We start from the raw sequence: 17,507 nt of genomic DNA, 5'->3' as shown, positions 1-17,507 counted from the left end.
TAACAACGCACCCTAATTTTACTCTTCATCTTCTTCAATTACCGCATTGCGTTCCAACACTAATAATTGACGTAAAGAGTCTGTATCTAATTCAGTCAACCAATTCTCACCCGCACCTACTACTTGCTCTGCTAAAGCTTTTTTACTTTCAATCATGTCGTTAATTTTCTCTTCCAACGTCCCCGTACAAACAAATTTGTGAACTTGAACGTTACGAGTTTGCCCGATCCGAAATACCCGATCTGTGGCTTGATTTTCTACGGCTGGATTCCACCAGCGATCGAAGTGAAATACATGATTTGCCCGCGTTAAATTTAATCCAGTCCCCCCAGCTTTGAGAGATAAAATCATCACGGGTGGACCTTGTGGATCGTGCTGAAAGCGATCGATCATTTCCTCTCTTTGTTTCTTGGAAGTACTACCATAGAGAAAAAAGATTTCTCGACCTAACTTTTGTTCCAAATGCGGTTTTAACAACTTTCCCCATTCCGCAAATTGAGTGAAAATTAAAGCGCGATCGCCTTCTGAGATTGCTTCTTCTAACATCTCTTGAAGTCGAATCAATTTACCCGATCGCTGTGGTTCTTTGAGCGTTGTTTCTTTTAAGAATTGCCCCGGATGATTGCACAGTTGTTTTAATTTTACTAACAAAGCTAAAATCATCCCTCGGCGTTGAATTCCATCAGCAGCATCAATTTCAGCTAAGGATGTTTCAACTAATTGTTCGTACAGTTTTGCCTGTTCGGGAGATAAACCACAAAATTCAGTCATCTCCTGTTTTTCAGGCAAGTCTTGAATAATACTGCGATCGCTCTTTAATCGTCGCAAAATAAAAGGTTGAACTAGCGATCGCAATGTTTTCAAAGAAGCTGCATCGCCATACTTTTCAATTGGGATTGCAAATCGCCTTTGAAAGAATTGCCGTTGTCCTAAATAACCAGGATTGATAAAATCTAGAATCGACCATAATTCTTGCAATCTGTTTTCTACTGGCGTACCCGTCAAAGCAAAGCGAAATTGAGCTTCTAACTGACGCACTGCTTGAGATTGCTTGGCTTCAGAATTTTTGATATTCTGTGCTTCATCTAAAACAATTCCTTGCCAAGAAACACTTTGATGAGTTTTTAAATCGCGCTGTATCAAAGCATAGCTGGTAATAACTAAATCCTTACCTGCGACAGTTTGCTCGAATGTCTTGCCTTTTGGTCTTTTATCGCCGTGATACATTAAGACTTTTAGCTGCGGGGCAAATTTTCTCACTTCCCGTTCCCAGTTTCCCAATACAGAAGTAGGACAAACTAGCAAAGTCGGCTTTTCTAATGCTTTTTGTTGCTTGAGATTGAGCAAAAAGGCAATGAATTGAATTGTATTATGACAAATAATATTATTGGCTACAAAATTATGATATTCGCTAACTTCAAAATCATAAACCCATCCTTCATATCCGATCTCTTCGATGTTTTTAATTTTGCTGTAAAATACTTCCTGCGTAAGTAAATGTTCTAGAGATTGCTTGGCAAGCGATAATTGTTCTATATCTAATCGAGCATAAGCTGCAAGAGTTTGAACTGTCCACCTAGAAGATTTTAGCATCTGATACTGTTGCTGAGATTCTCCACTAATAAGGGAATTCATTCCAGCTACAACTTGCTCTAAGCTATCTTTAGAAAATTGCTGCGTTCCATTAATATAAACAGTGTTATGCATACCGAAGTGACGCAAGGGAATACCAGTCACTTTAACTGCTTGAGCAACAATATCGGTAGTAGGAATTCCTTCAATATTTGTGTTGCTAACACGTTGACAAATTGCTGTTAACATCTGCTGTTTTTTAGAAATACCAAATCCAATTTCTTGCAAAAACCTCCGAATGCTATTGCCTCCAATAGTCCCTATATAGTAAGTGCGAGATATGCGACTTCCATTTGTCGCACACTTCTGTTTAGGTGAAATTTGCAGCCAGATTCCAAATTGCCGTAACAGTGTTGATATCTGTTGAATCAGTATTGGTGAAGCTGTTGAAACTTCAATACTTCGCATATTAGAGATAACAGACGACTCAGCATCAAAATAGTTACGTAAAAAGATACGTATACTATCCAAATCAGCCTGCATAATGAAAGATGGAATTGTTTTTTCTGCCGATAGCTTGCCCCAAATATACCCTTTAGCTTCTAAAAATCTTCGATAGGCTTGACTATCGATCCGAAGTGTGGGAACTCTGTCAGGAAAACAACAAATACTAGGCTGATTAATTTTCAAATGGTAGCGGTTGCTAAGATTTTGAAAGATTTGCAGTAGTTCTTTTAAAAGAGTAGTATCTTTTTGCGAAATGTTGACGGTAGCGCGATCGCATAATTCATGTCCCTCGGCAATTTGCCAAGCCACAAACTTAATTAAATCTGGATCTTCTGGCTTGCCTTTCCACTCCACTGTTGCAGGTACGCATACATAATCTTTCACCTGCAACTGATTTGTCCAACCCCGATCGGTCAATAGTTTGTGACGATGGGTAATTGTGATACTGCTACCATCTTGCAACGTCACTTTTCTAAGTTTCTCATGCACTAGCTGCCGATATAATTTGCGGATAGGAGCTTGGACAATTTTGCCAGTTTTTTCATCAATTGAATTAACTAGTAATTGCTGTGTAGGGCTAGCCCAGAATCCTTCGCCATCAAATTGTGACTCTGTGGCATAATTGTCCCAAATTTTTTCTGCTGGCTGGAGCGTACCGTTAATATAAATTAAAGTATCTTTCGCTACGCACTTACCCAGTCCCATATCGTCCGCCAGACACGCGCCTAAGCCCCAGCGTTCGAGAAAACTCAACCACCCCGCACCCCGTGCTTGATAGGGTCGCAATTCACCGCGAAAGCCTTCTGGCGTGGCTAAAGGTGCGATCGCTTGGTTATCCGTTAGCGCTGTCATTAATTCTTGTAGCGCCCCTGATGCTTCAAAACTGACCACAGGAAGCTTTTCAATTGTCTGGGTGTCGCCCGTACTCAATCGCAAAGCATCTTCTAGACTTAAATTCAAGTTATCTTTACGCGCTGTAAAGAAAGCTTGGGCTGTTTTAATATCTTGGGGACGCAATTCTACCCACTCACCATTAATTTCGACTAGGGGGCTATTTAACTTCACCAAGCGATCGAATTCTGCTTTCGATAAAGTTTGCCCGCCGATCGCCAATTCCCATTTAAAATTCAGTAAGCTTTGCAATCCCAGGCGATCGCTTTTTTTCGGAGTCGTGGCACTAATTTTTAATCCTAAACGATTTGCCCAGCCCTCGCGCTCTAAACTAGAGGGTAAAATCACACCCAAACCGCTATCCTCAAACCGCCATACAACTGATTTAATAAACTCGTATGCTTGTAGAGGATTGAGGCTACAAGATTGAGGAAATGGCTGTTCTAAACTTGGTGCTATTAGAGGATAAAGTCGCGAAGCTAATCCCAAACCTCTCAGTAAAGTTTCCTGCGGTTGTGAAATCGTGCGGTCGCGATATTCTAAGTTAGCAACTGGATGCTGCCAAATTGTAGCGGCATCAATGATAAATTCGGGCGTTTCTACTGCTTGTAAATAGTAACTTAAAGTCCAATTATTCTTCCCTTCAGTTGGAGGAGATAACTGGAAACAAGTCCGAAATAGACTCCGCCCTTCTAATTGATATTGGATTGGTGCAGTCCAAGCTTTGACGATCGCTTCTAGGCGTTCTAATTGTGCTGGTTCTGCTTGTATTTTTGCGTCAACAGTCAAACCCTGCAACCATTCTTTAAGAGGTGAAGGGACGGTTGGTAAAGATTTATTTTGTACATTTTGCTGCGCGATCGCTCTGACTTGTGCATCAATTGTACTGTTGAGAAATTCTAAGATTAATTCTTGCGGCGGCGATGGGAATTTGATTTGTAGGGGCGCACAGCCGTGCGCCCCTACAATTGTTGTATTCTGATAAGAACAACAAACCGCAGGCATTGCTTTAGCAAATTTTGCCAACCGCGAGGAATCGATCGCGCTGTCGAGGAGCGATTGCCAACGAGCGATAATACAGTTGCTAGGATCGTGATTTTGTTGGCTCAGATTTGGCACAAATTTGCCTCGACTGAGTAAATCTAAACTCCATCGCGCTACTTGCGACCAAAATCGTAAATCGCCTCCCATCCATGAGTTTCCTGGGCGATCGACGGCTAAAGGTAGTGATGTTAGAAAGGAGATCGCCTCTTGCGGTTTTAGATAAAATCCTTCAACTTGCCACGGATATAAAAATTGAGTTCTTGTGGTTTCTCGAGCGTCGTTTTCTTCAGAGATCGGAGCAGAATACAATGGACAAATAAAGGTTTTTTTGTATTGCTGAGTTTCTCTGCTTGGTAAGGCAATAGTTTGGTTTAAAGTTGGTAGGTTAATTGGTGAGGTTTCGCTATTTTTCTGCGATCGCCACTGTTTTTGCTCGGATAGAGATAAAGATTTAGGAATGGAAATATCTGAGCCACGCCACCATTCTAAGAACTCATGAGTCGCCATTGCTAGAGGGTGAGCGGGAACGTCTGTAGCCGAATCTATCTCGACATCTCCTACTAAAGAACGCCAAACTTCACCCCAAACAAATAGATAGCTTTGCTGGTCTTTTTCAATCCAATTACAGTGTAAAATTGCCATATGTTCGACGAGTCAATATGCACCAAGCTGATGAGTTATATTTTAGGCTGAATAACTTATTCTAGAAGAAATATAATTATTTTTGTCGTGACGCGATCGCAAAATACTGATGAGGCATTATCATAGCTTAGCGGAGTTCTCGGACTCCTGCACTTACCCACTCTACCAAGAGGCGATCGCATTTCAGCTTTACTACCAGGCGCGATCGCATTCCTACTGCACTAACAGGCGCGATCGTGTCTCTGCAACAAGTTCACAGGCGATCGCATATTTGCGCGATCGATATTTAGCAGAAATATTTCATCTTTCTCTAAAGTTAAGATAATAAGACAAAAGCATTAGAGATATTGAAGCCATGAGTATTAATGAACTATTGCAAAAAAGGCGGGAAGACATTCTCCGCATTGCTGCTCAGCACGGTGCATCTCATGTACGAATTTTTGGTTCAGTAGCACGCGGGGAAGCCAAACCAGATAGTGATGTCGATTTTTTAGTAGAACTGGAGCCTAGTCGCAGTCTTTTGGATCGCGTAGCACTCATCCAAGATTTAGAAGATCTTTTGGGAAGAAAGGTAGATGTGGCGACCGAGCGAGGACTGCGGCAATGCTTGCGCGATCGCATTCTCAACGAGGCATTACTTTTGTGAGAGACGATCGATTTTACTTGACAGACATTGCTGAACGTATCCAGCGCATAGAGCTTTATACTCAGGGTGGAAGAGATATTTTCTTACAGTGTCTCATCATTCAAGATGCAGTGAGTCGCAATTTTGAGTTGATTGGAGAGGGAGTTAAACGGATTTCTCAAGATTTGAAGCAGAAATATCCAGAGGTTCCCTGGCGGCGAATTGCTGGGTTTCGAGATGTATTGATTCACAACTATCTAGGCGTAGACATTAACGAAGTCTGGAATGTGGTGGAGTGTAATTTACTCGACCTAAAGCAGCAGATTTCGTTGATTTTGCGGGAGTTGGACGAGAGACTTTGACGGAGATCGCATTTCTACTCTACCCAACGGGCGATCGCATCCCAACTCTATCAACAAGCAATCGCATTCCTACTGCACCAACTCTCTAACAATAGTCTCTATTGGTAGAAAGAGCGATCGCTCGTTATCTTGAAAGGGAATAAACTCGTGCTTAAGATAAAATGCCTTTGCTGTCAAATCTATGGCATCAACTCTCACTGCATATATGCCTATTTCCTGAGAGGCTCGCACGGCACGGAATAAGGCATTTACTAAAAGTTCTCTACCCAAACCTTGTCCTTGCACCGATCTATCTACAGCTAACTTACCTACCAATACGGCAGGAATTGGATAAGCAGGTATTCTGCGCTTAAACTCGTTTGGCATAGATTCATATTCTATGACACTGGAGTTAACAGTATAATAGCCATCAATCTTCAGCCCTCCTGATGTAGAGACTGCTACAAAAGTTTTGGCAATCCCTTTCAAATGATTTTGGCGAGCATATTTTTTCAAATATTCGTTTAACACCGGATAACCGCAATCAAAAGAATCTCTCTGATACTTTTTATCTATTGGCAAAAAATTCCATCGCCTCTGGCTATCACTCTCCATACTTTTCTCTATATCGAGCGATCGCAGATTTCAGCTTTCCCTTCAGTGCGGGTGGATTTTCCATCACTGACATAAATAGATCGCGATCGCGGTCTGATAGTACTAGCCTTTCATGAGAGTCTACATCTTGTTTAGCAGCTGGTAGAACGTGCAATAAGGTGTAGGCACTTACAGAAACTCCTTTTAGGGTAGCTGCACGCTCCAACAGCTCCTTTTGTTCTTGAGTTACCCGCAGATCGATTCTGTTATCTTTTATTCTGGTTTTGTCTGACATAGCGATGACTTAGCTCAGCTTCGCTTGTAATTATATTCTTTATACGGACATTGTACACACAGAAGTCATGAGCGATCGCATTTCTACTCTACTAACGGGCGATCGCACTTCTTGGCTTCAGGAGACAGTTATTAGAGGAATAGGCTGGGTGAGACTTTAAATCGCTCACCTAAGACTTTTGCCTGAGCTTTGCTAATCGCTCGTTTACCATTAACAATTTCTGAAACTACACCACTAGAGCCAATTATTCCCACCAAATCGGCTTGCCTTATTCCACTTGCTGCCATCAAATGTTGAAGAACTTCATAAGGTTTCGACTCTGGAATTGGGTGATGCTCGGACTCATATAACTCCACAAGTGTTACTAGCAGTTTGTAAAGGGTTCGTTCCTCCGCCGTACGATTTTTATTAAAATGCAATTGCTCCGTTAGGGCAAGCATCCGCTCGTATTCCCTCTCCGTTTCAATCACTTTTGGAGCTACTTGGGCAAGTAGATTACTGTAAATTGTTTCGTTAAAAGTAAGGGTCATTTTTCCACTTGTCTTTGTCATACTCGGCGTGTGTGAGAAAGTATTTATAATAAATTGTGCTGTCTTCGTAATCGATCCCTACAATTAGGCGATATGCATTCCCTTTAAGATTAAACACGGTGAAGTTGCCTACTGCTTCCGCATCTCGATAAATGGCTCGAACATCCTCCAAACTATTCCATTTCGCACTTTTAACCGTGGCGTACCAGGCTTCAATTTGCTTGCTGACATCGGGATACTGGGCAACATCGGCTCGCAGTCGGCTAATAGCAATCAAGTGCATCTTCATTCATATAGATAACAAATTCTCCTGACTCAGTTGATACCGCTTCTATCCTCTCAAAATGAGAGAATTTTGGCAACCCGAATTTCACAAGTCAGATTTATGGCGTGAATACCGTCGTTGCGATCGCATTCCTACTCTACCAAAGGGCGATCGCATTCCCACTTTACCAACAGGCAATGGCGCTTGAAACCCTGGATTTGCGGATTTTGCCTATGTAGCCGCGAGTTCCATTCACCACATGCTAATTTATAACCACACGAGCAATTATTCAATCGACTAGAGGCATATATATGAGTATTGAGCAGACGGTTTTAGAAAAACTAAAAACCCTTCCCATAGAAAAACAGCAAGAAGTGCTTGATTTTGTAGAGTTCCTGCAAAGCAAAACCCCTGCGAAAGAGTCCGATAGCCAAGAGGACAAACCAGTAGTCTCAGCACTAACTCTCGCTCAGAAGTGGGTTGGTTGTCTAGAAGGAGGACCTCCAGATCTTTCCACTAATAAAAAGTATATGGAAGGCTATGGAAAGTAATGCGGCGGCAAGTTCTGCTTGATACGGGTCCATTAGTAGCTTTTCTCAAGCGCCAAGATCGATCTCATCGCTGGGTAACGGCAGAATGGAACAATATTGAGCCGCCTTTTCTAACCTGTGAAGCGGTAATTTCAGAAGCTTGTTTTTTAGTGCGGGATGTGTATGGAGGTCAGGAAACGGTTATTTCTCTAGTCAACACAGGAATTATCCAAATACCTTTTCGCCTCGAAGAAAAAGCTAGCCGTATAGGTGAACTACTGGCTCGTTACCAGTTAGTACCTATGTCTTTAGCTGATGCTTGTTTGGTGCGGATGGCTGAACTGTATCCAGAAAGCACTTTATTAACATTGGACAGCGATTTCAGAATCTATCGAAAAAACAGGCATGACATAATTTCTGCGATTATGCCGGAGAATGGAAAGTCCTAGTGATAGTCTTCTCAAAAGATAGTTCTGCAAGCGATCGCGTTTCTGCTCTACCAAGAGGCGATCGCATCTCTACTTTACCCAAGGCGATCGCATCCCGACTACATCAAAGGGCGATCGCATTTCTACTCTGCCAAGAGGCGATCGCTCTTGTAACCCGCGTTCGCGGGTTTTGCCTGTGTAGACGCGAATTCTATTCGCCCCTCTACGTAAAATTCACGCAATCTAAGACGAACTTATATTAAAACAATATGAAGTTTTCACCTTCTCCGCTCAAACTATGTGTAGCTACTGAATTTTGAAACTAGGTGACATGATCCGATCTAGGGGTGGGTAAGTTACTTGTAACAAGGCAATGAGCCACACACTTCACCCCCACTAAGGAAACTAGAATCATGAAATCCGATCTAAAAGTTAAATACCTCCAATTCCTCCTCGGCAAAAAGAAAGACAGTAACGAAGGTTTCACCCTGATTGAATTGTTAGTTGTCGTTATCATCATCGGTGTTCTTGCAGCTATTGCTCTACCCAACCTATTAGGTCAAGTTGGTAAAGCAAGAGAATCTGAAGCCAAGACCACAATTGGCGCACTCAACCGCGCTCAGCAAGGTTATTTCACTGAGAAAGGAACTTTTGCAAACAGCCAAGATTTATTGGAAGTACCTACAAATGCAAAATACTATACCTTCTCCGTACCCGCGTCAGCAGTCCAGTACGCACAAGGTGCTAACAACGCAAGCAATGGGACAAGGGATTACGCTGGTGGCGTTCAGTATAATACAAGTTCCCGCGCTTTTAGCACCGTTGTTTGCCGTGCAACAAACGGAGGAACTGCTAACTACGTTATAGCTACCCCTTCTAGTGGAGCTACAGGCGTTGGGGCTGCTGCATCACCCGCTACTCTTCAGTGCGGCACTTCCAGCGAAGAAGTTAAGTAAACATAATCGGCAACAGCCTTTACATAACCCAACCCAACAGGTGGTAGTTATCATTCTCCACCTGTTGTTTTGTAAATAGGACACAAAACAATACATAGGGAGCTATTAAATGACACCCCAACTAATAGTAGCCCATCTAACTTCTAAGCTAGAGAAGCGAAGTAGTGAAGGATTTACTCTAATTGAATTACTGGTTGTTGTCATTATTCTAGGCATTATGTCAGCCACGGCTTTGCCAAGTCTCATTGGGCAAGTCGGAAAAGCTAGAGAAGCAGAGGCGAGGGAAGCACTTAGTTCTATTGGTCAAGCTCAACAAGCTTACTTTTTTGAAAAAGCCACTTTTGCTGACGATATTACCAAACTGGAAGTTGCTGTCAGAGGAAATTATTATAACTTTCCTAACCCAACTACAATAGATGCAGATAAAGTTAAGCACCAAGCAATTGCTCAAAATGCTGCTGATAATGCTACTAGAAACTACAGTATGGGTATCTATCGTAACTCTTCCACCAGAGAGTTTAGCATTGTCCTCTGCCAAAGTACAAGTATTGGTGGAACAGCTCTAGCGCCTGACATAAATACAGATCCTTGTAGCAGTGGTACTCAGGTACAATGAAGCTAAATCTGCAAGCTCAAAAGTTGACCAGCCTTACAGGTACATTGGCAGCCATTGTACTCTGCCTCACTAGTGTTATCTTAATTCAAAGAGACAGGCTGCAACTAAAACGCTCTCAACTAGATCGAGCTGAGTATGTCAGACAAGAACAAACTGAAAAACTTAGATTAAATATTTTAAGCAAGGTTCCTGCTTTTGGATTTGATAACTTACTATCAGGCTGGACTTATTTAAAATTTATCCAATATTTCGGAGATGGAGAAGCCCGTGAAAGAACGGGCTATTCTCTCTGCCCTGAGTATTTTGCCATTGTAGTAGAGCGCAACCCGCGACTCGTTGCAGCATATCCCTGGCTTGCATCAGCTACCTCTATATTTGCTGGATATCCCCAGAAAAGTGTTGCTCTAATTGAGCAAGGTTTAAAGTCAATTTCTCCTAAAACTTCTCCATTATCTTACTATCTTTGGGTTTACAAAGGAATTGATGAGATGTTGTTTTTGGGAAATACAAAAGCTGCTAGGCAATCGTATGAAATGGCAGCAAAGTGGGCAGAAACTTACAAAGATCCTACTAGTCAAAGAATAGCAGCTAATACACGAGAGACTGCCCAGTTTCTAGCTAAAGATCCAGATAGTAAGATAGCTCGAATTGGTGGTTGGACAATGATTTTATCGACTGCTCCCGATAAAAAAACGCAGGAGCGAGCAATTAATCAGATTAAAGCTTTAGGTGGTAAAATCATTGTCTCATCAGAAGGTAGGCTCAGCGTGAGAGTCCCAGAAGAAAATAACAAGAAAAAATATTAGGCAAATAGAATTCGCAGCTACACAAACGTAGACGCGGAGCGGCTTCCCGAAGGGTAGTCCGCCTGCGCGGACTTTATAGCCTAGACTTCTAGCGTGAGGGCGATTTGCTGAGGCTTACACTAAACTGCAAAAGAATGCATCGAGTGCTTCTACACAAGTTTTGTCATTGTAGAGATAGGAATGACGTTGGCTTATCTGCTTTACAATGCTATCTCTCCAATCTCTGTCAAGCCCTAATTTAACTGCAATTTCAATATATTCCGCTTCATCGCTAGCAATTGTATCTGTCACGCCTAGCATTTTTAGCATTGCATACGAATGACGACCGCGCATAAATTCACCAGGACAGGTCACAACAGGTAAGTTGCAGGCGATCGCTTCCATTGTTGAATTACCACCAGTCCAGCTAAAAGTATCTAGATAGACATCCGAAACTAAGTTGAGAGTTAAGTAATCATCACCAGTTTGTCTAGGCAGAATAACGCAGTAGTCTTGACTATTCAAGCCAAACTTAGCAAAGGCTCGTTGCAGGCGTTGCTGAAATATATCAGTTATATATGTACTTGGATGAGAGATGAAGGCGAACTGGGCTTGAGAAACTTGTTGAGCTATTGCTGCATATACATAATCATATTGTGGTAGATACTTAAATAGAGATTGACATGATAAATATATAACAGCATCATCACGAAGCCGAAAGTCTAAGCGGGATTTTGTTGGTTGGGAAATCGCTGGTTTGGAATAACAAAACCCAAGATTAGGCAAACGCACTAATTTCTCTGAATAGTGTTCTTGAGCGTTTTCTGGTTCCATCAGGTCGCTAGATAAATAATAGTCAATTGTAGGTAACCCAGAAGTAATTGGATGCCCCCAAGCAGTGCATTGCACTGGAGCCAGTCGCAATCCTGCTATCTGAGTTGTTACAGGAGCCATGCCGATATCTGGAAAAACAATTACGTGTAATTTGTCAGCTACGATCTGATTACAGATTGCTTCTAAATCTCTAGGTATAGAATGAAAGCGATCGCATACTGACTCAAATTCTTTAGTTATTCGGTCGAGAATCAAATCCGTATAATAACAATAAATTTCAAAGTTTTGTCTATTATGGTTTTTAAGCCAACCAAGCGCCCATTTAGCTCCATTATGGTTTCTTAGGTGGTGCGAGACATAGCCTATACGGATTTTTTCCCCTTCACTTAAGAGCAACATAGTTAAAGGCTGAGTCCATTGAGGATAGTTTGCTGCCATAACCTGATGTACAAACTGCCCATATTGCTTTTGGAATTTTAAGTCATTTTTGCCTTGATACTGCAAATAAAAATTTGTATAGTTCCCTATGGCTATTAGAGCCTCTTCTTTAGCTTTGGGACTGGCTAAGCAAGTCTGCTGAATTAACTCGTTTAAGCCTTGAGCAAATTGACTTCTATATAATTCAATTTCTGCTTCTGTCTCGTAAATAATAGGAAGCAATAAATAGCTTTTGAATTTCAATGTTAAATTATCTGACAAAGACTGCGATGCTTTAGCAGCTAATTCAATGGCCTCTTGTGTACGTCCTGTATCTTGCAATGCAAATAATAAACATTTGATGCATTCAATCTCGTCAGGTTGTAATTCCAAAGCTTTTTGATAAAGTGAGATTGCTGTATCTGTTTCATACTGCTTCAGGAAAACACTTGCTAAATAAAGGTTTCCTGGAAAACTGTTTGGTTCTAAATCTAAGGCTTTTTGTAAAAGTGATTTAGCTTTTTCAAGTTCTTCAACATTGAGATAAATATTACCCAAGTTGATAAGAGGGGTACTCCATTGCGGCGCAAGTAAAATTGCTATTTCATAAGCTTGCATTGCTTGAGGAATATTATTAATTTTTTCAGATATCAATCCTATCCCAAGATGGTGTGCTGCGTTTGATGGTTCGAGCTGTGAGGACTTAATTAATAAATCTAGTGCCTGTTGCGAACGATCGGTTTTGTAATACAACATTCCCAGTCTGTGTAAAATGTCTACCCGACCTTTATTGAGCTTAAGAATTTCGTTATACTTATTTTCAGCTTGTTCATATTGCCCGCTATCTTCTAAATCGATTGCTTCCTGGCATAACTTATCTAAGGTTTTTTGCTGACCGTCAAATTGGGATTGCCAATCGTCAAGGGCATGAATAAATGCTCGATCGTGCCGACTGCTAATATGAGAAAAATTGTAATTATAGTTTCTGGCACAATCCCAACTCAAAATTTGGATGCTTTTTCCAAAAGGATGCTGGCTATCATCCGCAGACAGATCGAGGCTTAATTCGCATTGAGGATGAGCAGCAATAAAATCCCAATTTGCTTGTCTGACTGCACTACCGTTACTATTACATACAATGATTAGCGCCCGCTCTGCAAGGAAAGGTTTAACCAGCAGCAAGCCCAAGATTTGAGATCGATAATCGCGATCGCCATTATAAAAATAAACACTTATTTTATTCTCTGCCTCAATTGCTCTTAATTCAAATAAAAACTCTTCCCAATCTTGGATACAGACAAATACTTGTTCATCTAAGCTAAAACTAGATAAATTTTCAGCTAGCTTGGTGAAATTTTCTCCAGCTATGTCAAATTGAGCAAAATTATCTACTGCATATGCCATCCGATCGGGATGTTCAAATAACGCTCCGATTAGATTTGCACCTTGAAAGCAACCAATCTCACAGTATATCTCGTCAGATTCCATGCAATCTACAGCCAAATTAAGCAATTGCATGAGATTTGCTGTGGTTGTACTTCCAACTTGTTCTAATATCTGCTGAAACTGTTGGGATTTAGGTTTTACTGATTCCCGTCCCCAGTTATCATATAAATCGGGAAGCAAACTGAGGAATCTTTGATAATCCATAGTTTAAGTTACAATCTGAGTCAATTCACAAAGGCTAGACATTTCGTAAGTGGGAATTGATTCTATCTTACTCCGTGCGATCGCCTGTTGATTTTCATGTTCTAGGGCAATTCGAGCATTAAGGCGAGGCAATAATACTTCCCACTGCATTTCACTTAGTTGTCCAATTGAAGCTATTTCTAGCTCATCAGCTACATCTAAATCTGTTTCCATGACAAGATTCATGACAACTCCTGATACAAACAAAGTTGCCTCCTCTTCAGTAAAATTGCCTCTATCCATTAGTAATGTCGTTCGATCTCGATCTGGATGATTCATCAAATGGCTAATGACATTAGCTAAATCTTCATAGAGTAAATCTTCTGAAAGATTCCAGTCTGGAAAAATCACCAGGTTGTTATCTCTTAAATTCAGACTATCTACTAGAGCGATCGCCTGCTGTTCTTGCAATGGTTCTTGAAAGGCAGGTAAAAATAGATTAAGTGCGTCGAGCGGTAAAAGGTTGTGTTGATGAGAATTTGTAACTACTTCTTGTACCAGCTCAAGCATTGATGTAATTGTGTTTGAGGATTGGCTAGATTTAATCCCTTCTCGAATTTGAGCGATCGCTGCATCTATGTTATTTCTAGATAACATTTGACGTGCTATATTAAGAGCTTTGAACGCACAATTCTCTCTAGCTTGGTAAGATAGTTCGGCGGCAATTGTTCCTGGTAAGTAAGATTGAGAGATTTCAATTGCCCTTCGTGTATCAGCGATATTCGCAGCAGATTCAATTAAGCGAGAAGTGTCTGAAGTAGAGTGAAAACGGTAACACGCTAGAGGTTGAGGTTCGTACCAAATTGGGTAGTATGTTGCAATTCTCTTCCACATTTCCCAGTCAGCAGCATGAAATAATTCGGAATGAAAACCACCTAAGTTTTCGTAAACATTGCGTCTAACTACAATTGCAGGATATTCAATTAGTTGCCTTACAGAGATTTGCTCTAGCCAATTTTGAAGAATTCCAGGTATTGTCCTTTCCAACGGTGATAACATCTGCCAATTGCCTTCCTCGTCCATGTATATGTAGCGATAGAAAGCTGCTCCAACGGTTGTTTCTAGTTCAAGTGCATGTTGCAAACGACTATAAAATCCTGGTAAAACCGTATCATCACTATGGAGGATGTGTACCCATTGCCCCTTTGCTCGCTGGATACAAGTATTGAAGTTAGCCGTTGCACCAACATTGTGTGGTTGTTGAAAGAAAGAAACCCTCCCTTTGCCAATTTCCTTGACTACTATCTCAGGGTTATCCTTACTAGAGCAGTCATCCACTACCTCAATTTCCATCTCCTCAATACCAGGGTCTTGTTCTAATACACTCTTCAGCGTTTGTTCTAGATAGCGACCACTGTTATAATTAGGGATCATTACTGACCAAAATGGTCTACGAGTACCTATAGGCACAGGAGCAATTTCAGGTACGTCAAGTTTTAATTTTCCCATTGACATTAATACTTCCTAAAACTAGCACCTACAAAAAATCCATACTTAATTGAATCGGCAATTCCTTAGAATATCCAACGTCCAGAGCGACCTACTGGGTAGATGCCACGTTCTTCTAGCACTCGTAAGGCTTGCTTTTTCCAGTTAGAACCAGACCAAGACCAGGTGTAAGCTACCTCAATCCAATGTGGGATCTACGACTTCTACTTCTTTGATGAAGCCCCAATCAGTTAATTTTTTAACAACCTCTTTGCTGTAGCTGTAACTAACGATCGCCTCTTCTGCTGGCTTTTCTCCTACTTTATAGACGCGTTCTACATAAATATTTACCCGAGCTTGATTCTCTCTAGATGAAAGGGCGAGGGATGAGTTATCAACATTACTATAAAATCCAACATGGTGAAAACCAGAAACCGTATCAGAATTGTATAACCAATATTCTTTAGGACAGTTAGAACCTTTGGTTGCATCAACATTTAATACTAATACTGAGGTGTAAGGATCTGCTTCTGCTTCTACCTCAAGTTCTGTCAAAGCCAGCATATAATTGAGTGGTAGGGTTGATATCAATACTATTTAAACTGCTGCAATCTTCCTTGCTTACCAAACTACCGTCATTCATGTTGTACTCCAAAATTGCATCTACAAAGGGCATTAGCATTTCCTTGTCCGAATCTTTAAAGTTAAAGACTATAGAAAAATGTATGTCTGCAATACTTCTATATTCATCTACTAACTCAAAAGCAGTTTGCAAAATCGTTAGTCTGACTTCCTCCTCCTCATTTTCCAAAAATTTTCCAAAGACACCTAGTATGATTGTTGTTTTGCCTTCTTTGGGCAAAATGTCTACAATTTGACGAAGAGAAAAATTCGTAGCAAGCCAATCTTTTCTTAAAGCTAGAAAATAGTTATTCTCAGATAACTCTAACTGCTCAATAAATTGCTGATAATCGTCTGCCCAATCAATATAGCTTTCTCTTATCCAGTTAAGTATGATAGACTCTCGCCAATTAAATCTAGTATCATAAAAATTGATAAATGACATGATAATGAGAATGTTAGCGATCGTTCTATCATCTTGCAGAGCAATTGACTTTTTGAGATTTTCTATCGTCTGTGATACTTTCTGATTTTCTAGTAGTGAAAGAGCTACAGCCTGGTTCTTATTTTTTACCAAATGTCTATGAAAACTAACGATATAGTTTTTATAAAACTCTGGGAGATCGCTATCGGAGCAGGATTCTATTAAATCAATAATGTCTGTCCTTATATTTCTATAGTTTTCAGGATCGGAGTTAGCATCAAAGGAATTTAAAGTTTCTAATACTTTAAAATATCCTGCATAACTTCAAGAAAATCATTTAATAAATTCCATATTACCTTCTTTGTAGTAGTTTCCGATAATAAATGATTTTCTCGCTGTTCAATCAGCAATACTTTGAAAAATTCTAAAACCTTTAAAATTGATTCAGCGGAGCTATCCGTTTTAAAACAGATCTTAAATGTGCGATAGCATAAGAAACTTTACCGTCTGAAAGATTATTAATTGCACAGAGAAACGACTCTTGAGCAAGTCCTTTCTGCATATCAGAAGAAGCAAACTGTAAATAGCTCTTATTATAATCTGCATTAAAGTCACACCAACTACGAATAAAGTCGTAAAACTTATTCTTGAGTTGTTTATAGCTAATATGTTCTTTTTCGTTTTGAGCAAAAGTATCAAAATCTTTCAGGTTATAATCAACTTCTTTATCTATTAGTTTTCCTTGTCTAATACTTGTTAACTGTTTTCTAGCCACACTTTCAGTAAGTCCGCATAGTCCATGAAGACGATGAACAACTTTATAACCTATATTAATTAAATCAGGTATTGTGTAGTTATAGGTTCCATGCATTAAAAAAGAACCCAAAATTGGTGGATAGGAATTGCCGCTTTTTCCTAACTCGGTGTTGGGAGTTATAGGTCCTTGACCCATTCCACCATAACAAACTATATTTAGCCCTAGCAGTCTAATTAAAGTACACAAGTGTGTCTCGGCAGTCATTACATTACATTGTCTATTAAGTTCGACACTTCTCAAAATAGCAAATTGTTCGTTTACTTCATTTAAAGCTTTGACTGCTCTATAGCTGTAGAAGTGAATGGCGTAGAAAATTATAGGAAATTTAGTAGCATCTGAGTCTGCTATGTATTGAACATTATCTAGATTTTTTTTTTTGCAAAGTAGGAATAATTTCACAGTATCGCTCGTCATTAACAAACCTCCAATAATTTGATGCTTCATCATCTAAGACTCCTAGCAAATCAAACTCGGTTTTCTCATAATAGTCTAATAGCCACTCGTCTAGACCTTTATTAATAACTGTGGCATCTGAATCCATATAATGGGCGATTTTAAAATCAAATTTATTGTAGATATACTGTAATCCGCTGGCAACAACAAAGAATATAGTATCTTCATATTGCACTAATCTTTTTTCTAATCTATTTTTCTCT

General features: G+C 40.2%; 21 protein-coding genes. 10 read left to right on the top strand and 11 right to left on the bottom strand.

Going from position 1 to position 17,507, the window contains the following annotated elements; translation table 11 throughout:
• Positions 1 to 18 precede the first annotated feature (18 nt).
• Positions 19 to 4,656, bottom strand: a complete 4,638-nt coding sequence (locus N4J56_RS10325) for an SNF2-related protein (RefSeq protein ID WP_317106378.1) — start codon at positions 4,654 to 4,656, stop codon at positions 19 to 21.
• 109 nt (positions 4,657 to 4,765) lie between these two features.
• Between N4J56_RS10325 and N4J56_RS10320 the strand changes: the two genes are divergently transcribed.
• Genes N4J56_RS10320 through N4J56_RS10310 form a run of 3 tightly spaced genes read left to right on the top strand, consistent with a single transcriptional unit; the run spans position 4,766 to position 5,643 of the window.
• Complete coding sequence (locus N4J56_RS10320) at positions 4,766 to 4,981, top strand: hypothetical protein (RefSeq protein ID WP_317106377.1); 216 nt, start codon at positions 4,766 to 4,768, stop codon at positions 4,979 to 4,981.
• A gap of 30 nt (positions 4,982 to 5,011) precedes the next feature.
• Positions 5,012 to 5,302, top strand: a complete 291-nt coding sequence (locus N4J56_RS10315; RefSeq protein ID WP_317106376.1) for a nucleotidyltransferase family protein — start codon at positions 5,012 to 5,014, stop codon at positions 5,300 to 5,302.
• Positions 5,260 to 5,643: a DUF86 domain-containing protein gene (locus N4J56_RS10310; protein ID WP_317106375.1), complete on the top strand. Its 384-nt coding sequence runs from the start codon at positions 5,260 to 5,262 to the stop codon at positions 5,641 to 5,643. The genes N4J56_RS10315 and N4J56_RS10310 overlap by 43 nt, the downstream gene beginning before the upstream one ends.
• A gap of 69 nt (positions 5,644 to 5,712) precedes the next feature.
• Here N4J56_RS10310 and N4J56_RS10305 read toward each other — a convergent pair whose 3' ends face one another.
• The 4 genes from N4J56_RS10305 to N4J56_RS10290 form a co-directional block, all read right to left on the bottom strand.
• Positions 5,713 to 6,237, bottom strand: coding sequence for a GNAT family N-acetyltransferase (locus N4J56_RS10305; protein ID WP_317106374.1), 525 nt, complete (start codon positions 6,235 to 6,237; stop codon positions 5,713 to 5,715).
• Entirely contained in the window at positions 6,227 to 6,511 is a 285-nt protein-coding gene (locus tag N4J56_RS10300) for a DUF1778 domain-containing protein (protein WP_039716695.1), read from the bottom strand. The genes N4J56_RS10305 and N4J56_RS10300 overlap by 11 nt, the downstream gene beginning before the upstream one ends.
• A gap of 131 nt (positions 6,512 to 6,642) precedes the next feature.
• Positions 6,643 to 7,041, bottom strand: coding sequence for a transcriptional regulator (locus tag N4J56_RS10295; protein ID WP_317106373.1), 399 nt, complete (start codon positions 7,039 to 7,041; stop codon positions 6,643 to 6,645).
• A complete protein-coding gene (locus tag N4J56_RS10290; protein ID WP_317106372.1) occupies positions 7,025 to 7,324 on the bottom strand; it encodes a type II toxin-antitoxin system HigB family toxin in 300 nt (99 codons plus the stop codon). The genes N4J56_RS10295 and N4J56_RS10290 overlap by 17 nt, the downstream gene beginning before the upstream one ends.
• Before the next feature lie 61 nt (positions 7,325 to 7,385).
• Here N4J56_RS10290 and N4J56_RS10285 point away from each other — a divergent pair, with 61 nt between their 5' ends.
• The 7 genes from N4J56_RS10285 (at position 7,386) to N4J56_RS10255 (ending at position 10,642) form a co-directional block, all read left to right on the top strand.
• On the top strand, positions 7,386 to 7,514 hold the full coding sequence (locus N4J56_RS10285) for a hypothetical protein (RefSeq protein ID WP_317106371.1): 129 nt from the start codon (positions 7,386 to 7,388) through the stop codon (positions 7,512 to 7,514).
• A 103-nt stretch (positions 7,515 to 7,617) separates the two neighbouring features.
• On the top strand, positions 7,618 to 7,857 hold the full coding sequence (locus N4J56_RS10280; protein ID WP_317106370.1) for a DUF2281 domain-containing protein: 240 nt from the start codon (positions 7,618 to 7,620) through the stop codon (positions 7,855 to 7,857).
• A complete protein-coding gene (locus N4J56_RS10275) occupies positions 7,857 to 8,285 on the top strand; it encodes a type II toxin-antitoxin system VapC family toxin (protein ID WP_317106369.1) in 429 nt (142 codons plus the stop codon). The genes N4J56_RS10280 and N4J56_RS10275 overlap by 1 nt, the downstream gene beginning before the upstream one ends.
• Positions 8,285 to 8,527 carry a hypothetical protein gene (locus tag N4J56_RS10270; protein WP_317106368.1) on the top strand — a complete coding sequence of 81 codons (243 nt, stop codon included), beginning with the start codon at positions 8,285 to 8,287 and terminating at the stop codon, positions 8,525 to 8,527. Before N4J56_RS10275 ends, N4J56_RS10270 begins: the two co-directional genes overlap by 1 nt.
• 150 nt (positions 8,528 to 8,677) lie before the next feature.
• Complete coding sequence (locus N4J56_RS10265) at positions 8,678 to 9,220, top strand: type IV pilin protein (protein WP_317106367.1); 543 nt, start codon at positions 8,678 to 8,680, stop codon at positions 9,218 to 9,220.
• 109 nt (positions 9,221 to 9,329) lie between these two features.
• On the top strand, positions 9,330 to 9,836 hold the full coding sequence (locus N4J56_RS10260) for a type IV pilin-like G/H family protein (RefSeq protein ID WP_317106366.1): 507 nt from the start codon (positions 9,330 to 9,332) through the stop codon (positions 9,834 to 9,836).
• Complete coding sequence (locus N4J56_RS10255) at positions 9,833 to 10,642, top strand: hypothetical protein (protein WP_317106365.1); 810 nt, start codon at positions 9,833 to 9,835, stop codon at positions 10,640 to 10,642. Before N4J56_RS10260 ends, N4J56_RS10255 begins: the two co-directional genes overlap by 4 nt.
• Before the next feature lie 114 nt (positions 10,643 to 10,756).
• On the opposite strand, the gene N4J56_RS10250 is transcribed toward N4J56_RS10255, so the two are convergent.
• The 6 genes from N4J56_RS10250 to N4J56_RS10225 all read right to left on the bottom strand — a co-directional run bounded on the left by N4J56_RS10250 (position 10,757) and on the right by N4J56_RS10225 (position 17,479).
• Entirely contained in the window at positions 10,757 to 13,522 is a 2,766-nt protein-coding gene (locus N4J56_RS10250) for a tetratricopeptide repeat protein (RefSeq protein ID WP_317106364.1), read from the bottom strand.
• A gap of 3 nt (positions 13,523 to 13,525) precedes the next feature.
• Positions 13,526 to 15,016 carry a glycosyltransferase family 2 protein gene (locus tag N4J56_RS10245; protein ID WP_317106363.1) on the bottom strand — a complete coding sequence of 497 codons (1,491 nt, stop codon included), beginning with the start codon at positions 15,014 to 15,016 and terminating at the stop codon, positions 13,526 to 13,528.
• A 171-nt stretch (positions 15,017 to 15,187) separates the two neighbouring features.
• Entirely contained in the window at positions 15,188 to 15,553 is a 366-nt protein-coding gene (locus N4J56_RS10240) for a hypothetical protein (RefSeq protein ID WP_317106362.1), read from the bottom strand.
• Positions 15,531 to 16,187, bottom strand: coding sequence for a hypothetical protein (locus N4J56_RS10235; protein WP_317106361.1), 657 nt, complete (start codon positions 16,185 to 16,187; stop codon positions 15,531 to 15,533). The genes N4J56_RS10240 and N4J56_RS10235 overlap by 23 nt, the downstream gene beginning before the upstream one ends.
• A 280-nt stretch (positions 16,188 to 16,467) precedes the next feature.
• Positions 16,468 to 17,265, bottom strand: a complete 798-nt coding sequence (locus tag N4J56_RS10230; RefSeq protein WP_317106360.1) for a hypothetical protein — start codon at positions 17,263 to 17,265, stop codon at positions 16,468 to 16,470.
• A complete protein-coding gene (locus N4J56_RS10225) occupies positions 17,210 to 17,479 on the bottom strand; it encodes a hypothetical protein (RefSeq protein WP_317106359.1) in 270 nt (89 codons plus the stop codon). Before N4J56_RS10225 ends, N4J56_RS10230 begins: the two co-directional genes overlap by 56 nt.
• Positions 17,480 to 17,507 lie beyond the last annotated feature (28 nt).

The organism is Chroococcidiopsis sp. SAG 2025 (assembly GCF_032860985.1).
GTDB lineage: Bacteria > Cyanobacteriota > Cyanobacteriia > Cyanobacteriales > Chroococcidiopsidaceae > Chroococcidiopsis.
This window is presented reverse-complemented; position numbering and strand designations above follow the sequence as displayed.